Origin of the sequence: Janthinobacterium woesei, assembly GCF_051380875.1 — a bacterium.
GTDB lineage: Bacteria > Pseudomonadota > Gammaproteobacteria > Burkholderiales > Burkholderiaceae_D > Janthinobacterium.
The window spans coordinates 54,552-75,211 of record NZ_JBNYXW010000024.1; the positions used below are offsets into that span (position 1 = coordinate 54,552).

The 20,660-nt window shown below is 61.4% G+C and carries 18 protein-coding genes; 15 read left to right on the forward strand and 3 right to left on the reverse strand.

The features are described from left to right. The first annotated feature begins 132 nt into the window (after positions 1-132). The 3 genes from ACQ4W6_RS23795 to ACQ4W6_RS23805 are packed head-to-tail and all read left to right on the forward strand — an operon-like array spanning position 133 to position 5,043. The gene (locus tag ACQ4W6_RS23795) at positions 133-3,633 is read left to right on the forward strand and encodes a response regulator (RefSeq protein ID WP_436569636.1); all 3,501 of its coding nucleotides are present in this window, start codon (positions 133-135) and stop codon (positions 3,631-3,633) included. A gap of 31 nt (positions 3,634-3,664) precedes the next feature. Next, positions 3,665-3,856: a hypothetical protein gene (locus ACQ4W6_RS23800; RefSeq protein ID WP_436569637.1), complete on the forward strand. Its 192-nt coding sequence runs from the start codon at positions 3,665-3,667 to the stop codon at positions 3,854-3,856. Next, positions 3,853-5,043 (forward strand): hybrid sensor histidine kinase/response regulator, encoded by a 1,191-nt coding sequence (locus tag ACQ4W6_RS23805; RefSeq protein ID WP_436569638.1) that lies wholly within the window; start codon positions 3,853-3,855, stop codon positions 5,041-5,043. The genes ACQ4W6_RS23800 and ACQ4W6_RS23805 overlap by 4 nt, the downstream gene beginning before the upstream one ends. Positions 5,044-5,096: 53 nt before the next feature. Here the strand turns inward: ACQ4W6_RS23805 and ACQ4W6_RS23810 are convergent, their stop codons facing one another. After that, positions 5,097-8,291 (reverse strand): PAS domain-containing protein, encoded by a 3,195-nt coding sequence (locus ACQ4W6_RS23810; protein WP_436569639.1) that lies wholly within the window; start codon positions 8,289-8,291, stop codon positions 5,097-5,099. 180 nt (positions 8,292-8,471) lie between these two features. Here ACQ4W6_RS23810 and ACQ4W6_RS23815 point away from each other — a divergent pair, with 180 nt between their 5' ends. From ACQ4W6_RS23815 to ACQ4W6_RS23835, 5 genes are all read left to right on the forward strand, one after another. Next, positions 8,472-9,377: an alpha/beta hydrolase gene (locus ACQ4W6_RS23815; protein ID WP_436569640.1), complete on the forward strand. Its 906-nt coding sequence runs from the start codon at positions 8,472-8,474 to the stop codon at positions 9,375-9,377. Next, entirely contained in the window at positions 9,374-9,601 is a 228-nt protein-coding gene (locus ACQ4W6_RS23820; protein WP_436569641.1) for a hypothetical protein, read from the forward strand. The genes ACQ4W6_RS23815 and ACQ4W6_RS23820 overlap by 4 nt, the downstream gene beginning before the upstream one ends. 3 nt (positions 9,602-9,604) lie before the next feature. Continuing rightward, positions 9,605-9,889 (forward strand): hypothetical protein, encoded by a 285-nt coding sequence (locus ACQ4W6_RS23825; protein WP_436569642.1) that lies wholly within the window; start codon positions 9,605-9,607, stop codon positions 9,887-9,889. A 626-nt stretch (positions 9,890-10,515) separates the two neighbouring features. Continuing rightward, positions 10,516-10,932: a hypothetical protein gene (locus tag ACQ4W6_RS23830; protein WP_436569643.1), complete on the forward strand. Its 417-nt coding sequence runs from the start codon at positions 10,516-10,518 to the stop codon at positions 10,930-10,932. Positions 10,933-10,990: 58 nt separating this feature from the next. Further along, positions 10,991-11,170, forward strand: coding sequence for a hypothetical protein (locus ACQ4W6_RS23835; protein ID WP_436569644.1), 180 nt, complete (start codon positions 10,991-10,993; stop codon positions 11,168-11,170). A gap of 158 nt (positions 11,171-11,328) precedes the next feature. Here ACQ4W6_RS23835 and ACQ4W6_RS23840 read toward each other — a convergent pair whose 3' ends face one another. Continuing rightward, the gene (locus ACQ4W6_RS23840; RefSeq protein ID WP_436569645.1) at positions 11,329-12,222 is read right to left on the reverse strand and encodes a LysR family transcriptional regulator; all 894 of its coding nucleotides are present in this window, start codon (positions 12,220-12,222) and stop codon (positions 11,329-11,331) included. A gap of 224 nt (positions 12,223-12,446) precedes the next feature. Between ACQ4W6_RS23840 and ACQ4W6_RS23845 the strand changes: the two genes are divergently transcribed. The 3 genes from ACQ4W6_RS23845 (at position 12,447) to ACQ4W6_RS23855 (ending at position 15,109) form a co-directional block, all read left to right on the forward strand. Next, the gene (locus ACQ4W6_RS23845) at positions 12,447-13,289 is read left to right on the forward strand and encodes an alpha/beta hydrolase (protein ID WP_436569646.1); all 843 of its coding nucleotides are present in this window, start codon (positions 12,447-12,449) and stop codon (positions 13,287-13,289) included. 102 nt (positions 13,290-13,391) lie between these two features. Next, positions 13,392-14,531, forward strand: a complete 1,140-nt coding sequence (locus ACQ4W6_RS23850; protein ID WP_436569667.1) for an MFS transporter — start codon at positions 13,392-13,394, stop codon at positions 14,529-14,531. A 233-nt stretch (positions 14,532-14,764) separates the two neighbouring features. Then, positions 14,765-15,109, forward strand: a complete 345-nt coding sequence (locus tag ACQ4W6_RS23855) for a cyclophilin-like fold protein (protein WP_436569647.1) — start codon at positions 14,765-14,767, stop codon at positions 15,107-15,109. Between the two features lie 196 nt (positions 15,110-15,305). Here ACQ4W6_RS23855 and ACQ4W6_RS23860 read toward each other — a convergent pair whose 3' ends face one another. Continuing rightward, entirely contained in the window at positions 15,306-15,836 is a 531-nt protein-coding gene (locus ACQ4W6_RS23860) for an SRPBCC family protein (protein ID WP_436569648.1), read from the reverse strand. Positions 15,837-15,965: 129 nt separating this feature from the next. On the opposite strand from ACQ4W6_RS23860, the gene ACQ4W6_RS23865 reads away from it, so the two are divergent. From ACQ4W6_RS23865 to ACQ4W6_RS23880, 4 genes are read left to right on the forward strand one after another with little or no spacing between them, the layout of a single operon-like run. Then, positions 15,966-16,400 (forward strand): MarR family winged helix-turn-helix transcriptional regulator, encoded by a 435-nt coding sequence (locus ACQ4W6_RS23865; protein WP_436569649.1) that lies wholly within the window; start codon positions 15,966-15,968, stop codon positions 16,398-16,400. Next, complete coding sequence (locus ACQ4W6_RS23870; RefSeq protein WP_436569650.1) at positions 16,397-17,965, forward strand: DHA2 family efflux MFS transporter permease subunit; 1,569 nt, start codon at positions 16,397-16,399, stop codon at positions 17,963-17,965. The genes ACQ4W6_RS23865 and ACQ4W6_RS23870 overlap by 4 nt, the downstream gene beginning before the upstream one ends. Positions 17,966-17,988: 23 nt before the next feature. Further along, complete coding sequence (locus ACQ4W6_RS23875; RefSeq protein WP_436569651.1) at positions 17,989-19,437, forward strand: efflux transporter outer membrane subunit; 1,449 nt, start codon at positions 17,989-17,991, stop codon at positions 19,435-19,437. 21 nt (positions 19,438-19,458) lie between these two features. Next, positions 19,459-20,628, forward strand: coding sequence for an HlyD family secretion protein (locus ACQ4W6_RS23880; protein WP_436569652.1), 1,170 nt, complete (start codon positions 19,459-19,461; stop codon positions 20,626-20,628). The last annotated feature ends 32 nt before the right edge of the window (positions 20,629-20,660 follow it).

Sequence of the window (20,660 nt, forward strand, 5' to 3'; positions counted from 1 at the left end):
TTTCATTACGCAGGCTGACAACACTGGAATCATGCCCAATGGCTGCTATGCTAGCGCTCGCCATGCTTGCACCACAGAAAAATTGCACATCCAGTAAAATTGATTTTTTGCAATACCCATCCCACGGACATGATGAATACCAAGACCCCGATCGATTCCTTCAGCTTTCGCCGCAGCCTGGCACGCAACGTCACCTTGCCACTGCTCATCGGGGTCGTCACCGCCCTGGTGTTTGTCGGCCTGATCGCCTACCTGCTCTCCGCGCTGCGCTCGGTCGAGCATTCTGAACGCGTCATCGGCAATGCGAATGAAGTCATGAAACTGTCGGTCGACCTGGAAACGGGCATGCGCGGCTATCTGCTGACGGGCGATGAAACCTTCCTGGCGCCATATAAATCGGGCAAGGCGAAGATCGCCGTCGAAATGAGCACCTTGCTGGAACTGGTCTCTGACAGCCCCATCCAGGTGGACCGCTTGCGCCGCATCCGCGCCCTGCAAGGCCAGTGGCTCGACTATGCCGAGAGCGTCATCGCGCAGCGCCGCAACAACCAGGAATTCCTCGCGCGCGTGCGCCAGGGCGAAGGCAAGCTGGAGTTTGATGAAATTCGCCGCGAATTCCTCACCTTCCTGTCAATGGAGCAGCGTTTGCGCCAGGAACGGGCCGAGACGGCCGAGAGCCGCACCGCGCTGGCCGTGGTGGTGTTCCTGGCTCTGAGCCTGGGGCTGTCCGGCTTGCTGGCCTACCTGGGCCGGCGCGAACTGCTGCGTCTGTCCGAGATCTACAATGAGGCGCTGCAGCAGCGCAGCAAGGATAATGCTGTCTTGCAAGAACAAGCCTGGCTGCGCACGGGGCAAACGGAGCTGGCGGCGCACACCAGCGGCCAGCTGGCCCTGCCGCAACTGGGCCGTCAGGTGCTCGATTTCCTTGCCAGCCGCCTCGACGTGGCCGTGGCCACCCTGTATGTCGTCGATGACGATGGCAGCCTGCGCCGCACGGCCGTGTATGGCTTCAACGAGCAAGGCGTGAAAGACAAGCAGGTATTCAAGCTGGGCGAAGGCCTGGTGGGCGAGACGGCGCGCGAAAATCGATTGAAACACATTAGGCAAGTGCCCGACAATTACCTGACCGTGACCTCGAGCCTGGGCCGCGGTGCGCCGCTGGAGCTGGTCTTGACGCCCGTCAACAATGAAGGCGATGTCAATGGCGTGATCGAGCTGGGCTTTACGCATCCCGTCAGCCAGCGCAGCAAGGAACTGCTGAACCTGATTGCCGCCAATGTCGGCACTTCGCTTGAAGCGGCACTGTACCGCCAGCGTCTGCAAAACGTGCTGGAAGAAACCCAGCAACTGAATGAAGAACTGGAAGTGCAGCAGGAAGAGCTGCGCACGGCCAATGAAGAGCTGAGTGAACAGTCGCGCGTGCTGGAGCAGTCGCAAGCCCACCTGGAAGAACAAAAGGCGGCGCTGGAACAGTCGAACGGGCAACTGGCCGTGCAGGCGCTGTCGCTGGACCAGAAAAACATGGATATCGGGCAGGCCCACGCCCAGCTCGAAGCGCGCGCCGAAGAGCTGCAGCGGGCCAGCCGCTACAAATCCGAATTCCTGGCCAATATGTCGCACGAACTGCGCACGCCACTGAATAGCTCGCTCATCCTCTCCAAGCTGCTGTCGGACAACAGCAGCGGCAACCTGACGCCCGAGCAAGTGACGTTTGCGCAAACCATTTATTCGGCCGGCAATGATTTATTGACACTCATCAACGACATCCTCGACATTTCCAAGGTCGAGGCGGGCAAGCTGGAACTGACGCCCGATGCCGTGCCCTTCGACGAGCTGCTCAGCAGCATGAAGATGCTGTTCGGCCCGCAAGCGCAGCAAAAGAAGCTCGCCCTCACCGTCAGCGTCGCGCCCGAGACGCCGCTATCGTTTGTCAGCGATCGCCAGCGCCTGGAGCAAATCCTGAAAAACCTGTTGTCGAACGCCATCAAATTTACCGATGCGGGCACGGTAGCCCTGCGCGTTGATACCGATGCGGCCGGCAACGTCCGGTTCCAGGTGCAAGATTCTGGCATCGGCATTGCCGACGAGCAGCAGCAAAAAGTCTTCGACGCCTTCCACCAGGCCGACGGCACCACCAGCCGCCGCTATGGCGGCACGGGCCTGGGCCTGTCGATCTCGCGCGACCTGGCCGCCTTACTGGGAGGCAACATCGAACTGTCGAGCACGCCTGGCCAGGGCAGCACGTTTACCTTGTTGCTGCCGCACACCATGCCGGAACGCGCGTCGCAGCCAGACGCGGCCGCAGCACCGCTGGCAGCCGTCCAGCCCGCAGCGGCGCGGCCAGCCACCCCGCTCGCAATAGCCCCTAAAGCCGCGCCCGCCGTCAAGCCGGTACCGTTGCCCACCTTCCAGGATGACCGCGACAGCGCACCGGCTGGCAAGAGCGGCCAGCGTTCCGTGCTGGTGATCGAGGATGAACCGTCGTTTGCCGGCATCCTGTTTGACCTGGCGCATGAAATGCAATACCGCTGCCTGGTGGCGCACGGCGCCGACGAAGGCTTGCGCCTGGCCGAGCAATTCCTGCCTGACGCGATCCTGCTCGACATGGGCTTGCCGGACCGTCCGGGCTTGCTGGTGTTGCAGCAGCTCAAGGAAAACCCGCTGACGCGCCATATTCCCGTGCACATCGTGTCGGGCAATGACCAGATGCAGGAAGCCATGCAGCTGGGCGCCATCGGCTACGCCACCAAGCCGCGCACGCGCGAGCAGTTGAAGGACGTGTTCCGCAAGCTCGAATCGAAATTTACGCAAAAAATGAAGCGCATCCTGCTGGTCGAGGACGACGAACGCCAGCGCGACAGCGTGATCCACCTGATCAGCGACGACGACGTGGAAATCACCGCCGTGGCGCTGGGAGAGCAGGCACTGGAATTACTGAAAACGCAGATTTTCGACTGCATGATCATCGACTTGAAGCTGCCCGACATCCAGGGCAACGAGTTGCTCGAACGCATGGAACACGAGGAACTGTGCTCGTTCCCGCCCGTCATCGTCTACACGGGCCGCAACCTGAGCCGCGAAGAGGAAGCGGACCTGATGCAGTATTCGCGCTCCATCATCATCAAGGGCGCCCGCTCGCCCGAGCGCCTGCTCGACGAAGTGACCTTGTTCCTGCACAAGGTCGAATCGGAACTGTCGAGCGAACGCCAGGGCATGCTGCAGCAAGTGCGCAGCCGCGAACGCGTGTTTGAAGGACGCAAGATCTTGCTGGTGGACGACGATGTGCGCAATATCTTTGCGCTGACCAACGCGCTGGAGCAAAAAGGCGTGGTGGTGGAAATCGGCCGCAACGGCTTCGAAGCCATCAGCAAGCTCAACAGCGTGGACGATATCGACCTGGTGTTGATGGATGTCATGATGCCAGGCATGGATGGCCTGGAAGCGACGCGCTTGATACGCGCCGACCCGCGCTATACCAAGCTGCCCATCATCGCCATCACGGCCAAGGCCATGAAAAATGACCAGGAAGAATGCCTGCAGGCGGGCGCCTCCGACTACCTGGCCAAGCCGATCGAGCTGGACCGCTTGTATTCGCTGCTGCGCGTGTGGATGCCGAAGATGGAACGTATCTGATGGAACGCAACTGATTTGCTGCCGCAACCTCTTGATCTACTTCAATAAAGCCTTGCAGGAGCGCGCGCTGGGCCTGGGCAGCAAGGAAAGCGTGCAATTCACGCGCTTTGCCACCGGCTTCGAGGCATTGCCAGGGCCGGAAAAACTCTACCGCAAGCGTGCGCCATCGCGCGCCGCTACTCACTACGCTGCATGGCAAGACCTTGCCAGGAATGAAACATGAACACTGAAACCAGTACCAAATTACTCATCGTCGACGACTTGCCGGAAAACTTGCGCGCGCTCAATGCGCTGATACGCGAGAGCGACCGCAGCATCTACCAGGCTTCCTCAGGAGAAGAGGCGCTGGCCTTGCTGCTGGAGCACGATTTCGCACTGGCCATCCTCGACGTGCAAATGCCGGAAATGGATGGTTTTGAGCTGGCGCAATTGATGCGCGGCACGGAAAAGACGCGCCACATCCCCATCGTCTTCGTCACGGCGGCCGGCAAGGAAATGAATTTCGCCTTCCAGGGCTATGAAAGCGGCGCCGTCGATTTCCTGCACAAGCCGCTCGACATCAATGCCGTGCAAAGCAAGGTCAATGTCTTCGTTGCCCTGCACCAGCAGCGCAGCGAGACGCGGCGCCAGGTGCAGGCGCTCGAATACAGCCGCCAGCAGCAGGAAGCGCTGCTCAAGGAATTGCGCGCCACGCAGGCTGAGCTGCAGCGTTCCTTGCGCCTGCGCGACGAATTCATGTCCATGGTGGCGCACGAATTGCGCACGCCGCTCAACACCCTGTTCCTGGAAACGCAGATGCGCACCGTCAACCTCGAACGGGGCAACCTGGCCGCCTTCGAACCGGACAAGCTCAACAAGATGGTGGCGCGCGACGGCCGCCAGATCCGCAGCATGGTGCGCCTGATCGACGACATGCTCGACGTTTCGCGCATCAGCAGCGGCAAGCTGTCGATACGCCGCGAAGCGGTCGACCTGACGAACCTGGTGCGCCGCGTGGCCGACGACTTGGCGCCCTATGCGGCCAGCACGGGCAGCGAGCTCGAAGTGCTGGCGTTTGAAGCGATCAACGGCTATTGGGACGCCTTCCGCGTGGAGCAGATTGTTGTCAACCTGATCAGCAATGCCGTGCGCTACGGCCAGGGCCAGCCCGTGGAAATCAGCCTGGGGTACACGCAGAACAGCGCCGTCATCGAAGTGCGCGACCATGGCATCGGCATCAATGCGCGCGACCAGGAACGCATCTTCGACGCCTTCGAGCGCGTCATGCACCAGGACCACACGGGCGGCCTCGGCCTGGGCCTGTTCATCACCAAGCAGCTGGTGGATGCGCACGGCGGCGCCATCAGCCTGCAAAGCCAGCCTGGCAATGGCGCCCTGTTCAGCGTTACCCTGCCACTGGCCGGAAGCTGAGGGCGTCATGGTAGGCGAGCACGGGCCTGGTTCACGCCCGCTGCCGCGGCAAGCTAAACCGGCCGGCGCGCTTTCAGGGCCGTCGCCAGCTCTTCCAGGCTGAACGGCTTGCGCAGGAAACGCGCGCTGGCGTCCTGCATCAGGCTGGCGCCCCAATCATGGCCGGAAGCAAAAATCACTTCCAGCTGCGGCCAGTGTTCGCGCGCATGGCGCGCCAGTTCCAGGCCGGACATGGTAGGCAGGCTGATGTCGGTCACCAGCACGTCCAGCCCAGGCATGGCCAGCAAGGGCAAGGCTTGCTCGGCGCTGGCCACGCCATGCACGGTGTGGCCCAGCATGTTCAACATTTCCGTGCTCATTTCGCGCGCATCGTCATTGTCTTCCACCAGCAGGATGCGCCGTCCGGACGGGTCGGGCGCGCCCACCAGGCGGCGGTCGGCCAGCAGGTGGCGGATGCGCCGCGCCAGGTCTTCGCGCCGGTACGGTTTGCTCAGCAGTTCGACGCCCGGATCCAGCCGCCCGCCCTGCATGATGGCGTTATGCGTATAGCCCGAGGTGTACAGCACGGCCAGCTCGGGCAGCAGCTGCCTGGCCTGCTGCGCCAGCTCCTTGCTGCTGACGGGGCCGGGCATGACCACGTCCGTAAACAACAGGTCGACAGCCACGCCCGTGCGCAGCAGCGACAAGGCGGATTCGCCGTCGTCCGCATACAGCACGTCGTAGCCTAAGCCGCGCAGCATGTCGACCACCGTATGCTGCACCGGCGCATCGTCTTCCACCACCAGGATGGTCTCGCCGCCGCCCAGCACGGGGCCGCCCAGGCCGGGCGGCGGTTCGGCCAGCATTTCGAACGAACGCGGCAGGTAAATCTTGAAGGTCGTGCCGGCGCCCGGCGCGCTGTGCACCTTGATATGGCCCGCGCTCTGGCGGATGAAGCCGTAAGCCATGGAGAGGCCCAGGCCCGTGCCCTCGCCTTCACGCTTGGTGGTAAAGAAGGGCTCGAAGATCTGGTCGATCACGTCGCGCTCCATGCCGTGGCCCGTATCGGTAATCGTCAGCAGCACATACTGGCCAGCCAGCACGTCGGCATGCCGGCTGGCATAGGCGGCGTCGAGCGTGACATTGCTCAAGGTGAACGTCAGGCGCCCGCCCCCTTGCATCGCATCGCGCGCATTGATGGCCATGTTCAGCAGCACGTTTTCCATCTGGTTCGGGTCGACCAGGGTATGCCACAGGCCGTCGCTGATGAAAGTTTCCTCAAAGACATCTTCACCGAGCGCGCGGCGGATCAGCTCATGCATGCGGCGCAGCAAGCGCCCCAGGTCCGTCACCAGCGGCTTCAACGGTTGACGCCGCGCAAAGGCCAGCAATTGCGACGCCAGCTTGGCGCCCCGTTCCACCGCCGAGGCAGCCGAATCGAGGCGCCTGGCCGCCTGCGGCTTGTCGGCCACCGTCAGTTTCAGCAGTTGCAGATTGCCCGAGATGATTTGCAGCACGTTATTGAAGTCGTGCGCCACGCCGCCCGTCAGCTTGCCGATCGATTCGAGCTTTTGCGCCTGCAGCAAGGCTTGCTCGCTGCGCACCAGCGCCAGCCGCGCCTCCTTTTCATCCGTGACATCGCGGCCGATGGCGTGGATCAGCTCTTGCGCCGGCACGGCCGTCCAGGAAATCCAGCGGTAGCCGCCATCGCGGCGCCGGTAGCGGTTTTCCATGCGCAGGGTCGTGGCGCCATGGGCCAGGCGCGACAGGTCTTTCAAGGCCGCCATGCGGTCGTCCGGATGCACCAGGCTGAGGAAATCCATGCCCAGCGATTCGACCTCCGGGCGACCGAGGATGCCCGTCCAGGCAGGATTGACGGCGATGATCATGCCGGCGAGGTCGGCCACCAGCATGATATCGGTCGACAAACGCCACATGCGGTCGCGGTCGGCCGTGCGGTTGGCCATTTCCACTTCCAGCGAGGAATTCAGGTAAGCCATCTTTTCCAGCAGGTTCTTCTGTTCCTGCACGTCCGTGTTGGTGCCGACCCAGCGCAGCACCTTGCCCGCCTCGTCGAACAGGGGCAAGGCGCGCGCCAGAAACCAGCGGTACTGGCCATCGGCCACGCCGCGCATGCGAAATTCGTATTCATAGGCGCTGGCCGTGGCCACGGCCTGGTTCCAGCTCAGCTGGGTCGCGCGCTGGTCATCGGCATGCACGCAGTGGCGAAAGCCGCCGTCCACCAAGGATTGCATGCTCTGGCCCGTGTATTCGCAGACTTGGTCATTGACCCAGTAAGTGCAGCCCATGCTGTCGGCCAGCCATGCCTGGTTGGGCATGGTCGATGCCAGCGAACGGAACTGCGCTTCGCTGTCGAGCAAGGCATGGCGCGCCTGCCAGTGTTCGTCGATGTCCTCGCAGGAACCGTACCATTTCAGGGGCTTGCCAAACCCGTCTAGCCGGCAATATGCACGCACATGCACCCAGAGGTACCGCCCGTCTTGCCGGCGCACGCGCATTTCCACGTCGAAAGGCTGGCCGCTGGCCACCGATTCGCTCCAAACCGCCAGGCACTGGGGCACGTCGTGGGGATGGATGGCGTCCAGCCAGGTGGTGCCCAGTCCGCTGCCGCCCGTCCATTCGCGCCAGCGCTGCGCCACGTAATCGAGCTTGCCGTCGACGTCGGCCGTCCACAGCACCTGGGTGTTGAGTTCGATGGCGTAGTGAAAGTGTTCGCGGCTGTCGTACAGCTTTTTTTCCAGCAGGCCCCGCTCGATGACATGCGCGGCGACGCGCGCGGCCAGCACCAGCAAGTCGATCTCGGGCTGGGTGGGATGGCATGGCGCCTGGAATAACAGGCCCAGCACGCCCAGGATATGGCCGCTGGCGCCGAACACGGGGGCAACCCAGCAGGCGCGATAGCCGTGCAGCATGGCTTCCATGCGCCCGGCGCTCCATTGCAAGTCGCGCGTGATGTCGCCGCAATACGCGGGCGCGCCGGAAAAGGCGGCCGAACTGAACGGTGACGGCTGTTCGCCGCCATGGCGCAAGGCAAGGCAGAGGTCTTGCGGCAGGCTCGGCGCGGAGATGCCGCAAAAGCGGTCGGCTTCGTCGATCAGGACGAGACCGGCATGCATCGCGTCATCGGACTGCGACTCCAGCGCCAGCAGCACATGTTCCAGGGCATGCGCCAGATCGACACCGGCCGCGATACTCCCCAGCGCGCTATGCTCGGCGTCCAGCAATGTGAGGATGTTGTTTGCGTGCACCGTGTCTATATGCGGGGATAAATGAATGCCCGAAATATACCATGTGGCAACGTTTTTTTTGAGCGCTGCACGTAACAGTGTTTTCTATTATTGCATCACTCGCTGAGCCACCTGTTCCAGAGCAATACGCCTATGTTAGAGTATTGCCATCCTCTCAAGCGCAACCACCCGCAACCAGCCATGACCATGTCCCTGCCGCCCTCCCTGATCGCCACCGCCCTGCTCGCCTGCATCCACGGCGCCGTCGCCGCTCCCATGAGCCTGGACGACTACCTGGCCCTGCGCGGCCCCGCGCCCACGGTGCAGATCGCCTATGGCGCGGCGCCGTCGCAATACGCGCAGCTGTTCCGCCCTATGGGTGCGGGACCGTTCCCCGTCGTGGTGCTGGTGCATGGCGGCTGCTGGACGGTGGCGTTCGGCGGCATCACGCAGATGCACAACGTGGCCGGCGCCCTGGCTGCGCAAGGTATTGCCGTGTGGAATGTGGAGTACCGCAGGGTCGACGAACCTGGTGGCGGCTATCCCGGTACCTACCAGGACATGCACGCCGCGCTCGACAGCCTGCAGCAGCACGCGGGCCAGTACCAGCTCGATACCAGCCGCATCGTGGCCATGGGCCATTCGGCAGGTGGACAACTGGTGCAATGGATCGCCGGACGGGAAAAACTGCCAAAGACCAGCCCGCTGCATCGCGACAAGGTCTTGCCGGTGAAAAATATCCTCAGCCTGGGCGGCCTGGCCGACTTGCGCCACGAGGAAAAGCTGATCAAGTCCAGCTGCGAGCGTGATATCGCGCAACTGGCAGGCAGCGCCAGCCCGCAGCGCCCCGATATCTACAGCGACACCAACGCCGCCGAGCTGATGCCCAACGGCAGCCGCACCGTGCTGGCCACGGGGGAACTCGACACCATCTCGCCGCCCCGCGCCGCGCACGACTATGCGGCCAAGGCCAGGCTGGCTGGCGACCATGCGGAAGTGCTGATTTTGCCTGGCGCCAGCCACTATGACGAAATCGCGGCCACGTCGCCGGCGTGGAACATGATCTTGCCGGTAATCAGGCAGATGCTGGGAATGGACGCGAAATGAAGCACGCCATCGCCTTCGCGCTGCTTGCCGCCAGTGCTGCCAGTTCCGCCATGGCGCTTGCCGCTGACGTCAAGGCACTGGAAAGCGGCTTGCGCCATGCATTGCAGCTTAAAAAAGGCTCAAGCGAACGCACGGGCACGTCCGGCCAGGCGATTCGCGCCTATATGCGCGCAAGCCTCATCAGCAGGCAGCCCCAGCAGCGCTTCGATTACACCGACTACTAGCTGTTGAACAAGGCAACGCCGTTCCTGGGCCACGAACTGGTGCTGATCGAGGAAGAATACATCACGCATTACATAGGCTGTTGTGTCAGCCCCGGTGCGGGCGTGACAGTGAAGGTGCACGGCAGCACAAAAAACCTGCAACAGTTCGCCCGCGCCAGCCACTGCACCCTGACAGATCATGTTGATCTGGCGCAAGAGCTGCGCGATGTGGCGATCAAGACGAAGCTTGCCAAGGCGCGCTATGCGTCGCTCAGTTGCCGCGAGCGCGATGCCGAGCCTCAATTCTAGTTCCGTGACAATGTCGCAGTCGGCAAGCGGCCATGACTAAACATTCAGCTTAAACTGTCATTTAAATTAATCAACTATGAAAAACGTCTCTTGTTCTATCTTTGCCACTGCTTTTTGCGTAGTCGCACAGGCGCAACCTCCCGAGCCCTGATTGCTGCCGGACCCCATGGTTTTAATGGAAGCATCTAACGCTCTCTGCGCCGACCAGGTGAAGTCGACCTTGGCCGCAGGAGCGCTCAGGGCGCAAGGACGAAGCAGAGCGGAAGTTTTGGCGCTACCTCCTGACAGTCCGAAAGGAATGGAGCTACGCGTAGTCAGTGCCATGCGAGAGAGCGTTGAGGACGCGTTCGATTTCCCGGAGCTTTCTACACAGACCCAGTTCTCATACCGTTCCGGGGCCTGTTTTCGCGAAACGCTAGGTGGTGTGAGGCCGCCGCGCCTGGCGCTCATTCGGTCACAGGCGGAGAAGTGCCAGCAGCTCCATGGTAGAGAGAAGAGCAACGAGTTGTTCAAATGCGTTGAAGCGGTAGTTCGCAGCGCCGAGCCACACCTATAAATAAGGGCCGCTTTCGGCCAGTGGCTGCCGGTCGACATCGGCGCTTTTATATGAATTTGTAGGAAAAAATATGAAGCAAGTCTTGCCCCATATTCAAATCGGACTTCACAATGATGAGCATGTCATCGTCGTTGTGGGCGATTATGAGCTTGCTGACTTCATCGAAGACCACCTCGGTGACGATTGCGACTTACCTTACGATTACCGGACTACCGCCGAACGGCTAGGCGGTGAAATTGTCACCTTACATTTCCCAGAATCTGCACTGTTGCAAGAAATAGAAGGTGGCCTTACAAAGCTGTCTTCGGACGAAGTTGAGGGCATCTATCGCCTCACAACTAACCGCGAACATGACTCGCACCGGCCAGAAGCCGCCATTGGTCGAGTGAAAATCTGTGGACAAGTTTGTTCTCTGTTGGTGCTGTCTGTCTTGGTTTCTAACCGACTCGCGCGTGGTCATCTAGTGGTATTTATGGCAAAAGTGTAATAAAGTAGACTCACGCAATGGCCGCTTCGACCACACGCGAACATCTAAGGAGAATGCAATGAGCTTCCGCGAAATTGCCGTCATTTTTACTTTGATTTTCATTGCCTATGTCGTCTTTAAGCTGTGGAAAGCCTTCAACTCGCCAGATGGCGAACGTTATTTGAAGCGTCGCATGCAAGGCCCTTTCGTTCCGGTGACGCCAGAAGAAACAGCTAGCGACGCTGCTCGCAAGCCTTAGTTTCGAAAGTTGAACGCCCGCTTTGGGGCGTAAGCCGTCATTGATCAAACAGCTAGCGGTAGGTCAAGGTTGTGCACCGACAAAGTAAGATCAGGCCCGCGTCACCACGTGGCGTGGTCTGGCGTCACGGGCGACATTCAGCACCGCATTAGCCCGGCTTATTCCTTGTGACGAATGGCGTCGACAACAATCCGCAGCGCCCTCGATTCGTGGCGGCGGCTGGGATAGTACGCATGCAGGCCAGGAAACTTTCCGCACCAATCGCGCATGACGCTGATCAAGCGGCCTTCACGGACATGCCCTGCCACCAGATCTTGCGTGACGAATGCCAGGCCATTGCCGCTCAAGGCGGCTTGTACCATGGGCACGGCGCTGGTGAACACGGCCTGGCCGCTCACCCGGGCTTCCACGTTGCGTCCATCATGCTGCAGCTCCCAGGCGTAGATGCCGCCGCTACTCGCCAGGCGCAGAGTGATGCAATTGTGCTTCATCAGGTCCTGCAGGGTAGTTGGTTGCGCATGCCAGGAGAAGTAGCTGGGCGAGCCGACGATCATGGTAGGAATGTCGGCAGTGAGCCGGACCGCAATCATGTCCTCCTCCACCTGATCGCCATAGCGCACGCCGATGTCATAACGGTCTGCCGCGATATCGATCAGTTTGTAATCCGATTGAATCTCGACATTCAGGTCGGGATAGTGAGGCAGCACCGGCGCCAGTCTTGGCCACAGCAGGGTATCAATAATATGGTCGATGGCAGTGATGCGCACAGTGCCCGCCGGCTTGCCATTCAAATCGCTGATAGCAGCGATTTCGGCATTGACCTCCTCAAGGCGCGGCGCGACATTTGTCAGCAGGCGCTCGCCTGCTTCTGTCGGTGAAACACTTCGGGTCGTACGATTGAGCAGCCGCACGCCCAGCCGCGCTTCCAGGTCACGAATGATGTGACTGAGCGTCGATTGGGACATGCCAAGCTTGATGGCGGCACGCGTGAAACTGCGCTGGCGCGCGACCTCGAAAAATATAAGAATATCAACGATGTTGTCTCTGGACATGTGAATGATTCCTGAAATCGGCTGTTGATGGTGTGGCGGCGCGGCCCCGATGATTCATCATATCAGGGGTAATGTGCAAATTTCGATATAAATATACAGAGCATTCATGGGCTACACCCATATACCTGTTCCAGTTTTCGATGCGTCGACGCATTCATCAGACAGTAGGATGTCGCTGAGCCTATGACTCTTGCCCCCTACCTCACGAAGACTGGAGAAAAAATATGCCGATACACGATTTGGCGCGCCGCGATTTCCTGAAGACTGCAGGCACCGGCATGGTCGCGCTAGGAAGCCTTTCCGTCACCGGTAGTTCAGCGTTCGCCGCGGATGCCAAGCCTGTGTCAGCAATATCCAATGGTGCTGACAACTTCTACAGGAGCGCGACAGTCGGCGCACAGAAGGTCAGTTTCAACAACCAGTACAAGATGCAGGTCGTCGGGAATTTGTTCACGCCCAAGGGCCTCGATCGCCATGCCAGGCATCCAGCGATCATCGTCGGCCATCCGATGGGTGCGGTGAAGGAGCAAAGCGCGAACCTGTACGCCCAGAAACTGGCCGAACAGGGCTTCGTCACGCTGGCCATCGACCAGTCGTTCTGGGGTGAAAGCGAAGGCCAGCCGCGCAATGCCGTGGCGGTGCAACAGCGTTACGTGGAATTCGCTGGCGGCGAAACCAAGTACACCGGTGGCACGGTGCACAGGCTGGACAGCGATACGCATCCGATCCAGCGCGAATTCTACGATTTCTATCGCACGCCGCGCGGCGAGTTCACACCGGCAGCGTCGTCACGCGAACTGACGACGCACCCGACGCTAAGCAGCAACGTCAAATTCATGAACTTTTATCCGTTCAACGATATCGAGACGATTTCGCCGCGCCCCATGCTGTTCATCACCGGCGACCAGGCGCATTCCAGGGAGTTCAGCGAAGAGGCTTACCGGCTTACGGCCCAGCCCAAGGAACTGGTGATTGTTCCAGGCGCCGGGCACGTCGATCTGTATGACAGGGTAAACCTCATTCCCTGGGAGAAGCTCAATTCGTTCTTCCATAAAAATCTGGCATAGGCGCATCTGATGACAGCAGTAACAGGTAGCACTACCCAGAATGGCGTCCATGGGGACAGTGAGGCCGGGGCGCAACCGGCCATGTGGGGCGGCGTCTTCGCGATGACGCTGTGCGTTTTCGCGCTGATCGCCTCGGAGTTCATGCCCGTCAGCCTGTTGACGCCGATGGCCAGGGATCTTTTGGTCAGCGAAGGCCTGGCAGGACAGGGAATTGCCATCTCCGGCGCATTCGCGGTGCTCGCCAGCCTGTCAATGTCGACAATGGCTGGCGGCATGAACCACAAGACCCTCCTGCTGGGGCTGACCGCACTGATGGCCATCTCGGGGGCGCTTGTCGCGCTGGCGCCGAACTATCTTCTGTACATGGCCGGGCGTGCGCTGATCGGCGTGGTGGTTGGCGGCTTTTGGTCCTTGTCGGCGGCCACCGCGATGCGCCTGGTGCCCTCCCATCAGGTACCGCGTGCGCTGGCAATCTTCAATGGCGGCAATGCGCTGGCGACCGTGGTTGCGGCGCCCCTGGGCAGTTACCTCGGTTCAGTCATCGGTTGGCGTGGCGCGTTCCTCTGCCTGATTCCTGTGGCCTTGATCGCTTTTATCTGGCAGTGGATCAGCCTGCCCTCCATGCCGCCGCAGGCTGGCTCGGCAGCCTCCCGCAATGTCTTTCAACTGTTGCAGGACCCGAAGGTGGCTTTGGGGATGCTGGCCGTCAGCACATTCTTCATGGGCCAGTTCACCTTATTCACCTATTTGCGTCCATTCCTTGAAACGGTGACGCGCGTTGACATCTCCACGCTGTCGCTGATTCTGCTGGCAATTGGCCTTGGGGGCTTTATCGGCAGCATCATCATCGGCAGCTTCCTGAAGTGGAACTTCTACCGGACGCTGGTCGCCATTCCGATCCTGATGGCATTCATCGCCATCGCACTCGCCCTCTTTGGCAGCAAGGTCGCCGCCGTGGCAGCACTGCTGGGCATATGGGGCGTCGTCGCGACCGCTGCACCGGTTGGCTGGTGGTCCTGGCTGGCAACAACGCTGCCGCGCGATGCGGAGGCTGGCGGCGGCTTGATGGTTGCCGTAGTGCAACTTGCCATCGCCCTGGGTTCCACTATCGGCGGCTTGCTGTTCGACAAGAGCGGATATCAGAGCACGTTGATCGCGAGCGCGGCCATGCTGCTGCTCGCAGCCTTCCTGACCCTGTTGACGTCGCGCTCGCAGGCGATTCGGGCCAACTGCGCCACATAAAAATTATGGAGTAAGTTGTGTCCACGAGCATCCCAAGGTTTCGCAACGTCGCGCAGCATCCATGCGCCGCGAAAATCGCACCGCGCATGTACCGGAGCCTGCACGGGCCGGGATTGCTGTTAGGCTTGCTTTTCCTGGGTGCTTGCGACGCCCGGCCGCAGTCGCCTGCTGGGCCGGTCGCTTCTGCCGTCGCAATGACAGGTGCAGCATCTGTCAAACAGGAGGAATCACACATGTGGATGATCGTTGGAGAACGTCGCTTCGTCGTCACCTTGTCCGACAACGCTACCGGGCACGCATTTGCCGGGATGCTGCCGCTGACGCTGAATATGGCCGAACTCAACGGAAACGAGAAGCATGCAAACTTGCCGAGGGCGCTGCCTGCCAACGCGACGAGGCCGGCAATGATCAGCAATGGCGACCTCATGCTGTACGGCTCGAAGACCCTGGTTGTCTTCTATAAGACATTTACTTCACCCTATTCCTACTCAAACGTCGGCCGCGTGGCCGATCCTGCTGGACTGGCCCATGCGCTGGGCCAGCACGATGCTACGGTCACGTTTCTTAAATACAAATAGACAACTCAAGCAAATCCAGAACTCAAGCAAGCCCAGGCCAGCCCCCTCGACCCAGGCTCCCCGGGCCAAGCGAACCTGAAAAATGGCCAGGGCAAGGCGCGCGGGCGCAGGCAGTACGCATGTACGGCAAGCCCAAGCAACGCAGCCACGGGCATTTTCTCAGGCCCGCGACTCCGGCCCGCTGTTCAATAGCAACTTACTGCACCCGCGCCAGGTACTGCGCCAACTGGCCGAAAGTGGCCTTGAAGCCCTCCTTCATCGACGCATGTCCTTCCACAAACGTCTGATGCTGCTCATCAGTCGCCTTGTGCGGCGTGGAGCGCAGGGTCATCGTCGTCTTGCCGTCTTCCTCGGTGAGCGTCATGGTATTGAACGACTCCAAAGGCCAGGTGGCGCTGACGGGGTGCTGCACGGCGTTGCCCTGTTTATCGGCGAACGACAAAATCGACACAATCTTTTCCGGCGCGGCTATCGACTGGTAGGTGAACTTGCCCCACATCTCGTAGCCATTGTCGGCGCGCATGCCGTAATGGAAAATGCCGCCCGGCTTGAGTTCCAGCGCCAGCACGCTCAACTCGAAGCCTGGGGGGCCCCACCATTGCGCCAGGCGTTCAGGCTCTACCCATGACTGGAACACCAGTTCGCGCGGTGCGTCGAAGGTTTGCGTAATGACAAAGTCGCTGCTGTCGCGGTGCTGGCCATCTTGTTTCTGATCTGCGGTCGTCATGCTGTCTCCTGATGGTGATGGACTTGCATCAATGTAGCAGTACGTTCAAAAAACAGGAAGGCCAACATGCATTGCAAAACGGCATGCTAAAATATTAGTTCGATGCCTAACTATTAGACGACTTACCTTATGATTTCTATCGAAGAACGCTTTTCCGCCGCGCTCCACAAGACGGCGCGCGGCTGGCGTCTGGCCATCGACCGGCGCCTGAAAGAGCTGGACCTGGGGCAAGCGAGCTGGATGGCCATCGCCATGATCGCCAAATCACCGCAGCCACCGTCGCAAAGCGAACTGGCGCATCAGCTGGGGGTGGAAAATCCCACCATGGTGTCGATGCTGGACCGACTCGTGAAATCGGGCTTCGTGCAGCGCCAGCCATCGGAAACGGATCGCCGCGTGAAACGCGTGGTGCTGACGGACGCGGGCATGCAGGTGTATGACACGGTGCGCAAGGAAGCGGACGGCTTCCGCAAGGAATTGCTGCAAGGCATAGCTCCAGAGCAATTGCTGGCCGCCACCGAACTGCTGGAAGCCTTGCAGGCAGCCACGGAGAAATCCGCATGAGTTCGTCCAGTGCCGCGTCTGCTGTACCCGCTTCGCAAGACCCTACCCTGAACCGGCGCATGATCACCATCTCGATCATGCTCGCCACCATCATCCAGGCGCTCGACGGCACCATTGCCAACGTCGCCCTGCCCCACATGCAGGGCAGCCTTTCCGCCTCGCAAGACCAGATCACCTGGGTGCTGACGTCATTTATCGTTGCCGCCGCCATTGCCACGCCGCTGACGGGCTGGCTGTGCGACCGCTTCGGCCAGAAAAACACCTTTCTCGTCTCCGTGGCCGGCTTTACCTTCGCTTCCGTGCTATGCGGCCTGTCGGGCACGCTCTCCGAGATCGTCGCCGCGCGTTTGCTGCAGGGCGTGTTTGGCGCGGCGCTGGTGCCGCTGTCGCAGGCGGTGTTGCTCGATATCAATCCGCGCGAGAAACATGGCTCGGCCATGGCCATCTGGGGCATGGGCGTGATGATCGGCCCCATCCTGGGACCCACCCTCGGTGGCTGGCTGACGGACAGCTACAGCTGGCGCTGGGTCTTCTTCATCAATATCCCCATCGGCGCCATGGCCTTCTATGGCATCTGGCGCTATATCCGCAAAGACCCGCCGAACCGGCGCATGAATTTTGACATGTTCGGCTTCGCCACCCTGAGCCTGTCCATCGGCGCGCTGCAAATGCTGCTGGACCGGGGCGAACAGAACGACTGGTTTTCCTCGACGGAAACGTGGATCGAAGCGATCGTGCTGGCCATGAGCCTGTGCTTTTTTCTTGCCCACACGGCCTTGCGGCCCGCCGGCAAGTCCTTCCTCGACTACCGCTTGCTGAAGAACCCGAACTATGTCAGCGGCCTGCTGTTCATCTTTATCGTCGGCCTGGTGCTGTTCGCCACCCGCGCGCTGACGCCGTCGATGCTGCAGGGCTTGATGAACTACCCGGCGGCCATCGCCGGCCTGGTGACGGCGCCAAGCGGCCTGGGCACGATGATGGCCATGCTCATCGTCGGCAAGCTGACGGGCAAGATCGATACGCGCATCCTGCTGGGCGTGGGCTTTTCCATCACGGCGTTCTCGCTGTGGCAGATGGCCAATTTCACGCTCGACCTGGTGCCGAAAACCGTGGTGTGGAACGGCATCATCCAGGGTATCGGCCTGGGCCTCGTGTTCGTGCCGCTGAGCGCTGCCACCTTTGCCACCCTGTCGCCCCAGATGCGGGCGGAAGGCACGGCCATTTACAGCCTGGTGCGCAATATCGGCAGCAGTATCGGCATTGCGCTGGTGCAAACCTTGTTGGTGCGCAATACGCAGATCGCGCATGCCTCCTTGACCGAGCACATCACCATCGCCAACCCGGCCCTGCATGACCCCGGCATCGCGCAGGTGTTTGACCTGGGCACGAGTACCGGCATGGCGGCGCTGAACGGCGAAATCACGCGGCAGGCATCGATGATCGCCTACCTCGATGACTTCTGGATGATGATGTGGCTGACCATCCTCGTGCTGCCGCTCTTGCTCCTGATCAAACCACCAAAGAAAAATGCGCCTGTCGTGATCGACCACGCGGCCATGGAATAACCCTCTTGTATAAAAAGACGACGATGAAACTCCCTCTTACCTTACTGGCGCTGAGCTTGGCCTTGGCCGGCTGCGCCAGCATCCCGCCCGACACGCAACAGTTGCCGCAGCAAGACCTGGCCAGCGCCCAACTGGCGGCCGGCATTCACCTGGCCAGCGAAGGCTGGCCCGCCGCGCAGTGGTGGCGCCAGTTCCAGGACCCGCAACTGGACCAGTTGATCGGGCAGGCGCTGTCCGCCAGCCCTGGCCTGGACGTGGCGAATGCCCGCATCGGCTCGGCCCTGTCTGTTTTTGACGTCCAGCATGCGGACCGCGGCCCCCGCGTGGATGTGAACGCCAACGCCAACCGCCAGCGCTATTCAGGCAACGGCCTGATGCCGGCCCCCATCGGCGGCAATTATTACAATGAAGTGACGGTGGGGGTGCAAGCCCATTACGACCTCGACTGGTGGGGCAAGCACAAGGCGCAAATTGCGGCCGCCCTGGGCGAAATCAATGCGCGCCGCGCCGAGTACGCGATGGCCGAGCAGATGCTGGCCGCCGAAATCGCCCGCCGCTACTTCAGCATGCAAAGCGGCTGGGCGCGCATGGATAACCTGCATGCGCTGGTCAAATTGCAACAGATGCTGGTGATTGACAAGGAAAAGCGCATCGCCAACGGCCTGGGCGTCAGCGACGAGCATCTGTCCGCGCAAACGCGCTTGAGCCTGCTGCAGCAACAAATTGCCCTGCTCGAAACGCAGATCGTCACCGAGCGCGAAGCCTTGCGCGCGCTATTGGGCGCCGATGGCACGGCGCTGGCCACCTTGCAGCCGAAAGTAGCGCAAGCGTTGCCGCACGCCCTGCCCGGCAAGCTGGGCATGGAATTGCTGGCGCGCCGGCCCGACTTGCAGGCGGCGCGCTGGCGCGTGCAGGCGTCGATGAGCCGCATCGAGGCAGCGCAAGCGTCTTTCTATCCCGATATCGACCTCGGCGCCTCGTTTGGCCTCGATGCCATCAGGCTGGGCAAGCTGCTCGAATCGGGCAGCCGCACGCTGTTCATCGGTCCGGCCCTGTCGCTGCCACTGTTCGACAGCGGCCGGCTGCAGGCGCAACTGAACGGCGCGCGCAGCGAACGCAACGCGTTGATCGCCGACTATAACCAGAACGTTTTCAACGTGGTGCGCGATGTGGCGCAGGCGGGCGCCAAGGTACAGGGAGTGGAAAACCAGCTGCGCCTGCAGCAGGAAAACCTGCGCGCCAGCGAAAAGCAGTTGCGCAACGCGAATGCCCGCCTGAAACAAGGGCTGGCCGACCGCGCCACCCAGCTCAGTGCGGAAATGACCGTGCGCGGCCAGGTGGACCTGGGCATGCAGCTGCAAAACCAGCGCCAGAACGCGGAAATCAACCTGAACGTGGCACTGGGCGGCGGTTACCGGGGCAGCAGCGATTTTGCCGCCAATGCCAGCACCAGCAGCACCGCCCAACAATAACAATTGACTACGGAACACATCATGAGCAGCGATACCACCCCTATGAGCACCCAAACGGAACAACCCGGCAAGCGCAAGGCCGTCCTCCTCGCCATCACGGCCGCCTTTGTCGTGGCCGGCGTGGCCTGGGCCGTCTACTATCAATTGGTGCTGACCAAGGAAGAAGTCACGGACAACGCCTATGTGGGCGGCAACCTGGTCACCCTGTCGGCGCAAGTGACGGGCAATGTCGATGAAATCCGCGCCGACGAAACACAAATGGTCAAGGCGGGCGCCCCGCTGATCACCTTGAATGGCATCGATGCGAACCTGGCCCTGAGCCAGGCCGAGGCGCGCCTGGGCAACGTGGTGCGCCAGGAGCGCGAACGCTATGCCAGCGTGGCGCAGTACGACGCCGTCATCGAGCAGCGCCGCCTGGCCCTGGCGACGGCGCAAGGCAACCTGTCTCGCCGCGCGCCGCTGGCGCTTGATCATACGATTTCCGGCGAAGACTTGGCCCATGCGAAACAGGCTGTCGATGATGCGAAAGCGGCCTTGACGGTGGCGCAGCGCCAGGCCGAGTCCGCCAAGTCCGGCGTGGCCGGCGTCAACCTGGCCAGCCACCCGGCCGTGCTGTCGGCCAGGGGCGACGTGGTGCAGGCGTGGCTGGCCGTGCGCCGCAACGCCGTGATCGCGCCCGTTTCCGGCTATGTGGCCAAGCGCAGCGTGCAGCTGGGCAGCCATGTGACGCCGGGCACGCCCCTGATGTCCATCGTGCCGCTCGATCAATTATGGGTCGATGCCAACTTCAAGGAATCCGAATTGCGCAATATCCGCGTCGGCCAGGCGGCCACGATCGAGACGGACCTGTACGGCAGCAAGGTGGTGTACCACGGCAAGGTGCTGGGCATGTCGGCCGGCACGGGCAGCGCGTTTTCCCTGCTGCCGGCGCAAAACGCCACCGGCAACTGGATCAAGGTGGTGCAGCGCGTGCCCGTGCGCATCACCCTGGAGCCGAAGGAACTGGCCGCCCACCCGCTGCGCATCGGCCTGTCGACGACCGTGACGGTCGATACCAGCCACGGCGAAGGCGCAACCCTGGACCAGCCGATGCTGGCATCGACCCTGTACGCCACCAAGGCCCTGAGCCAGCCGGTGGACGAGGCGGAGAAGATGGCCGATGCGATCATCGCGCAAAATTCGGCGCATTAACCGTAACCCAACGGCAAATACCGGGGTGAAAG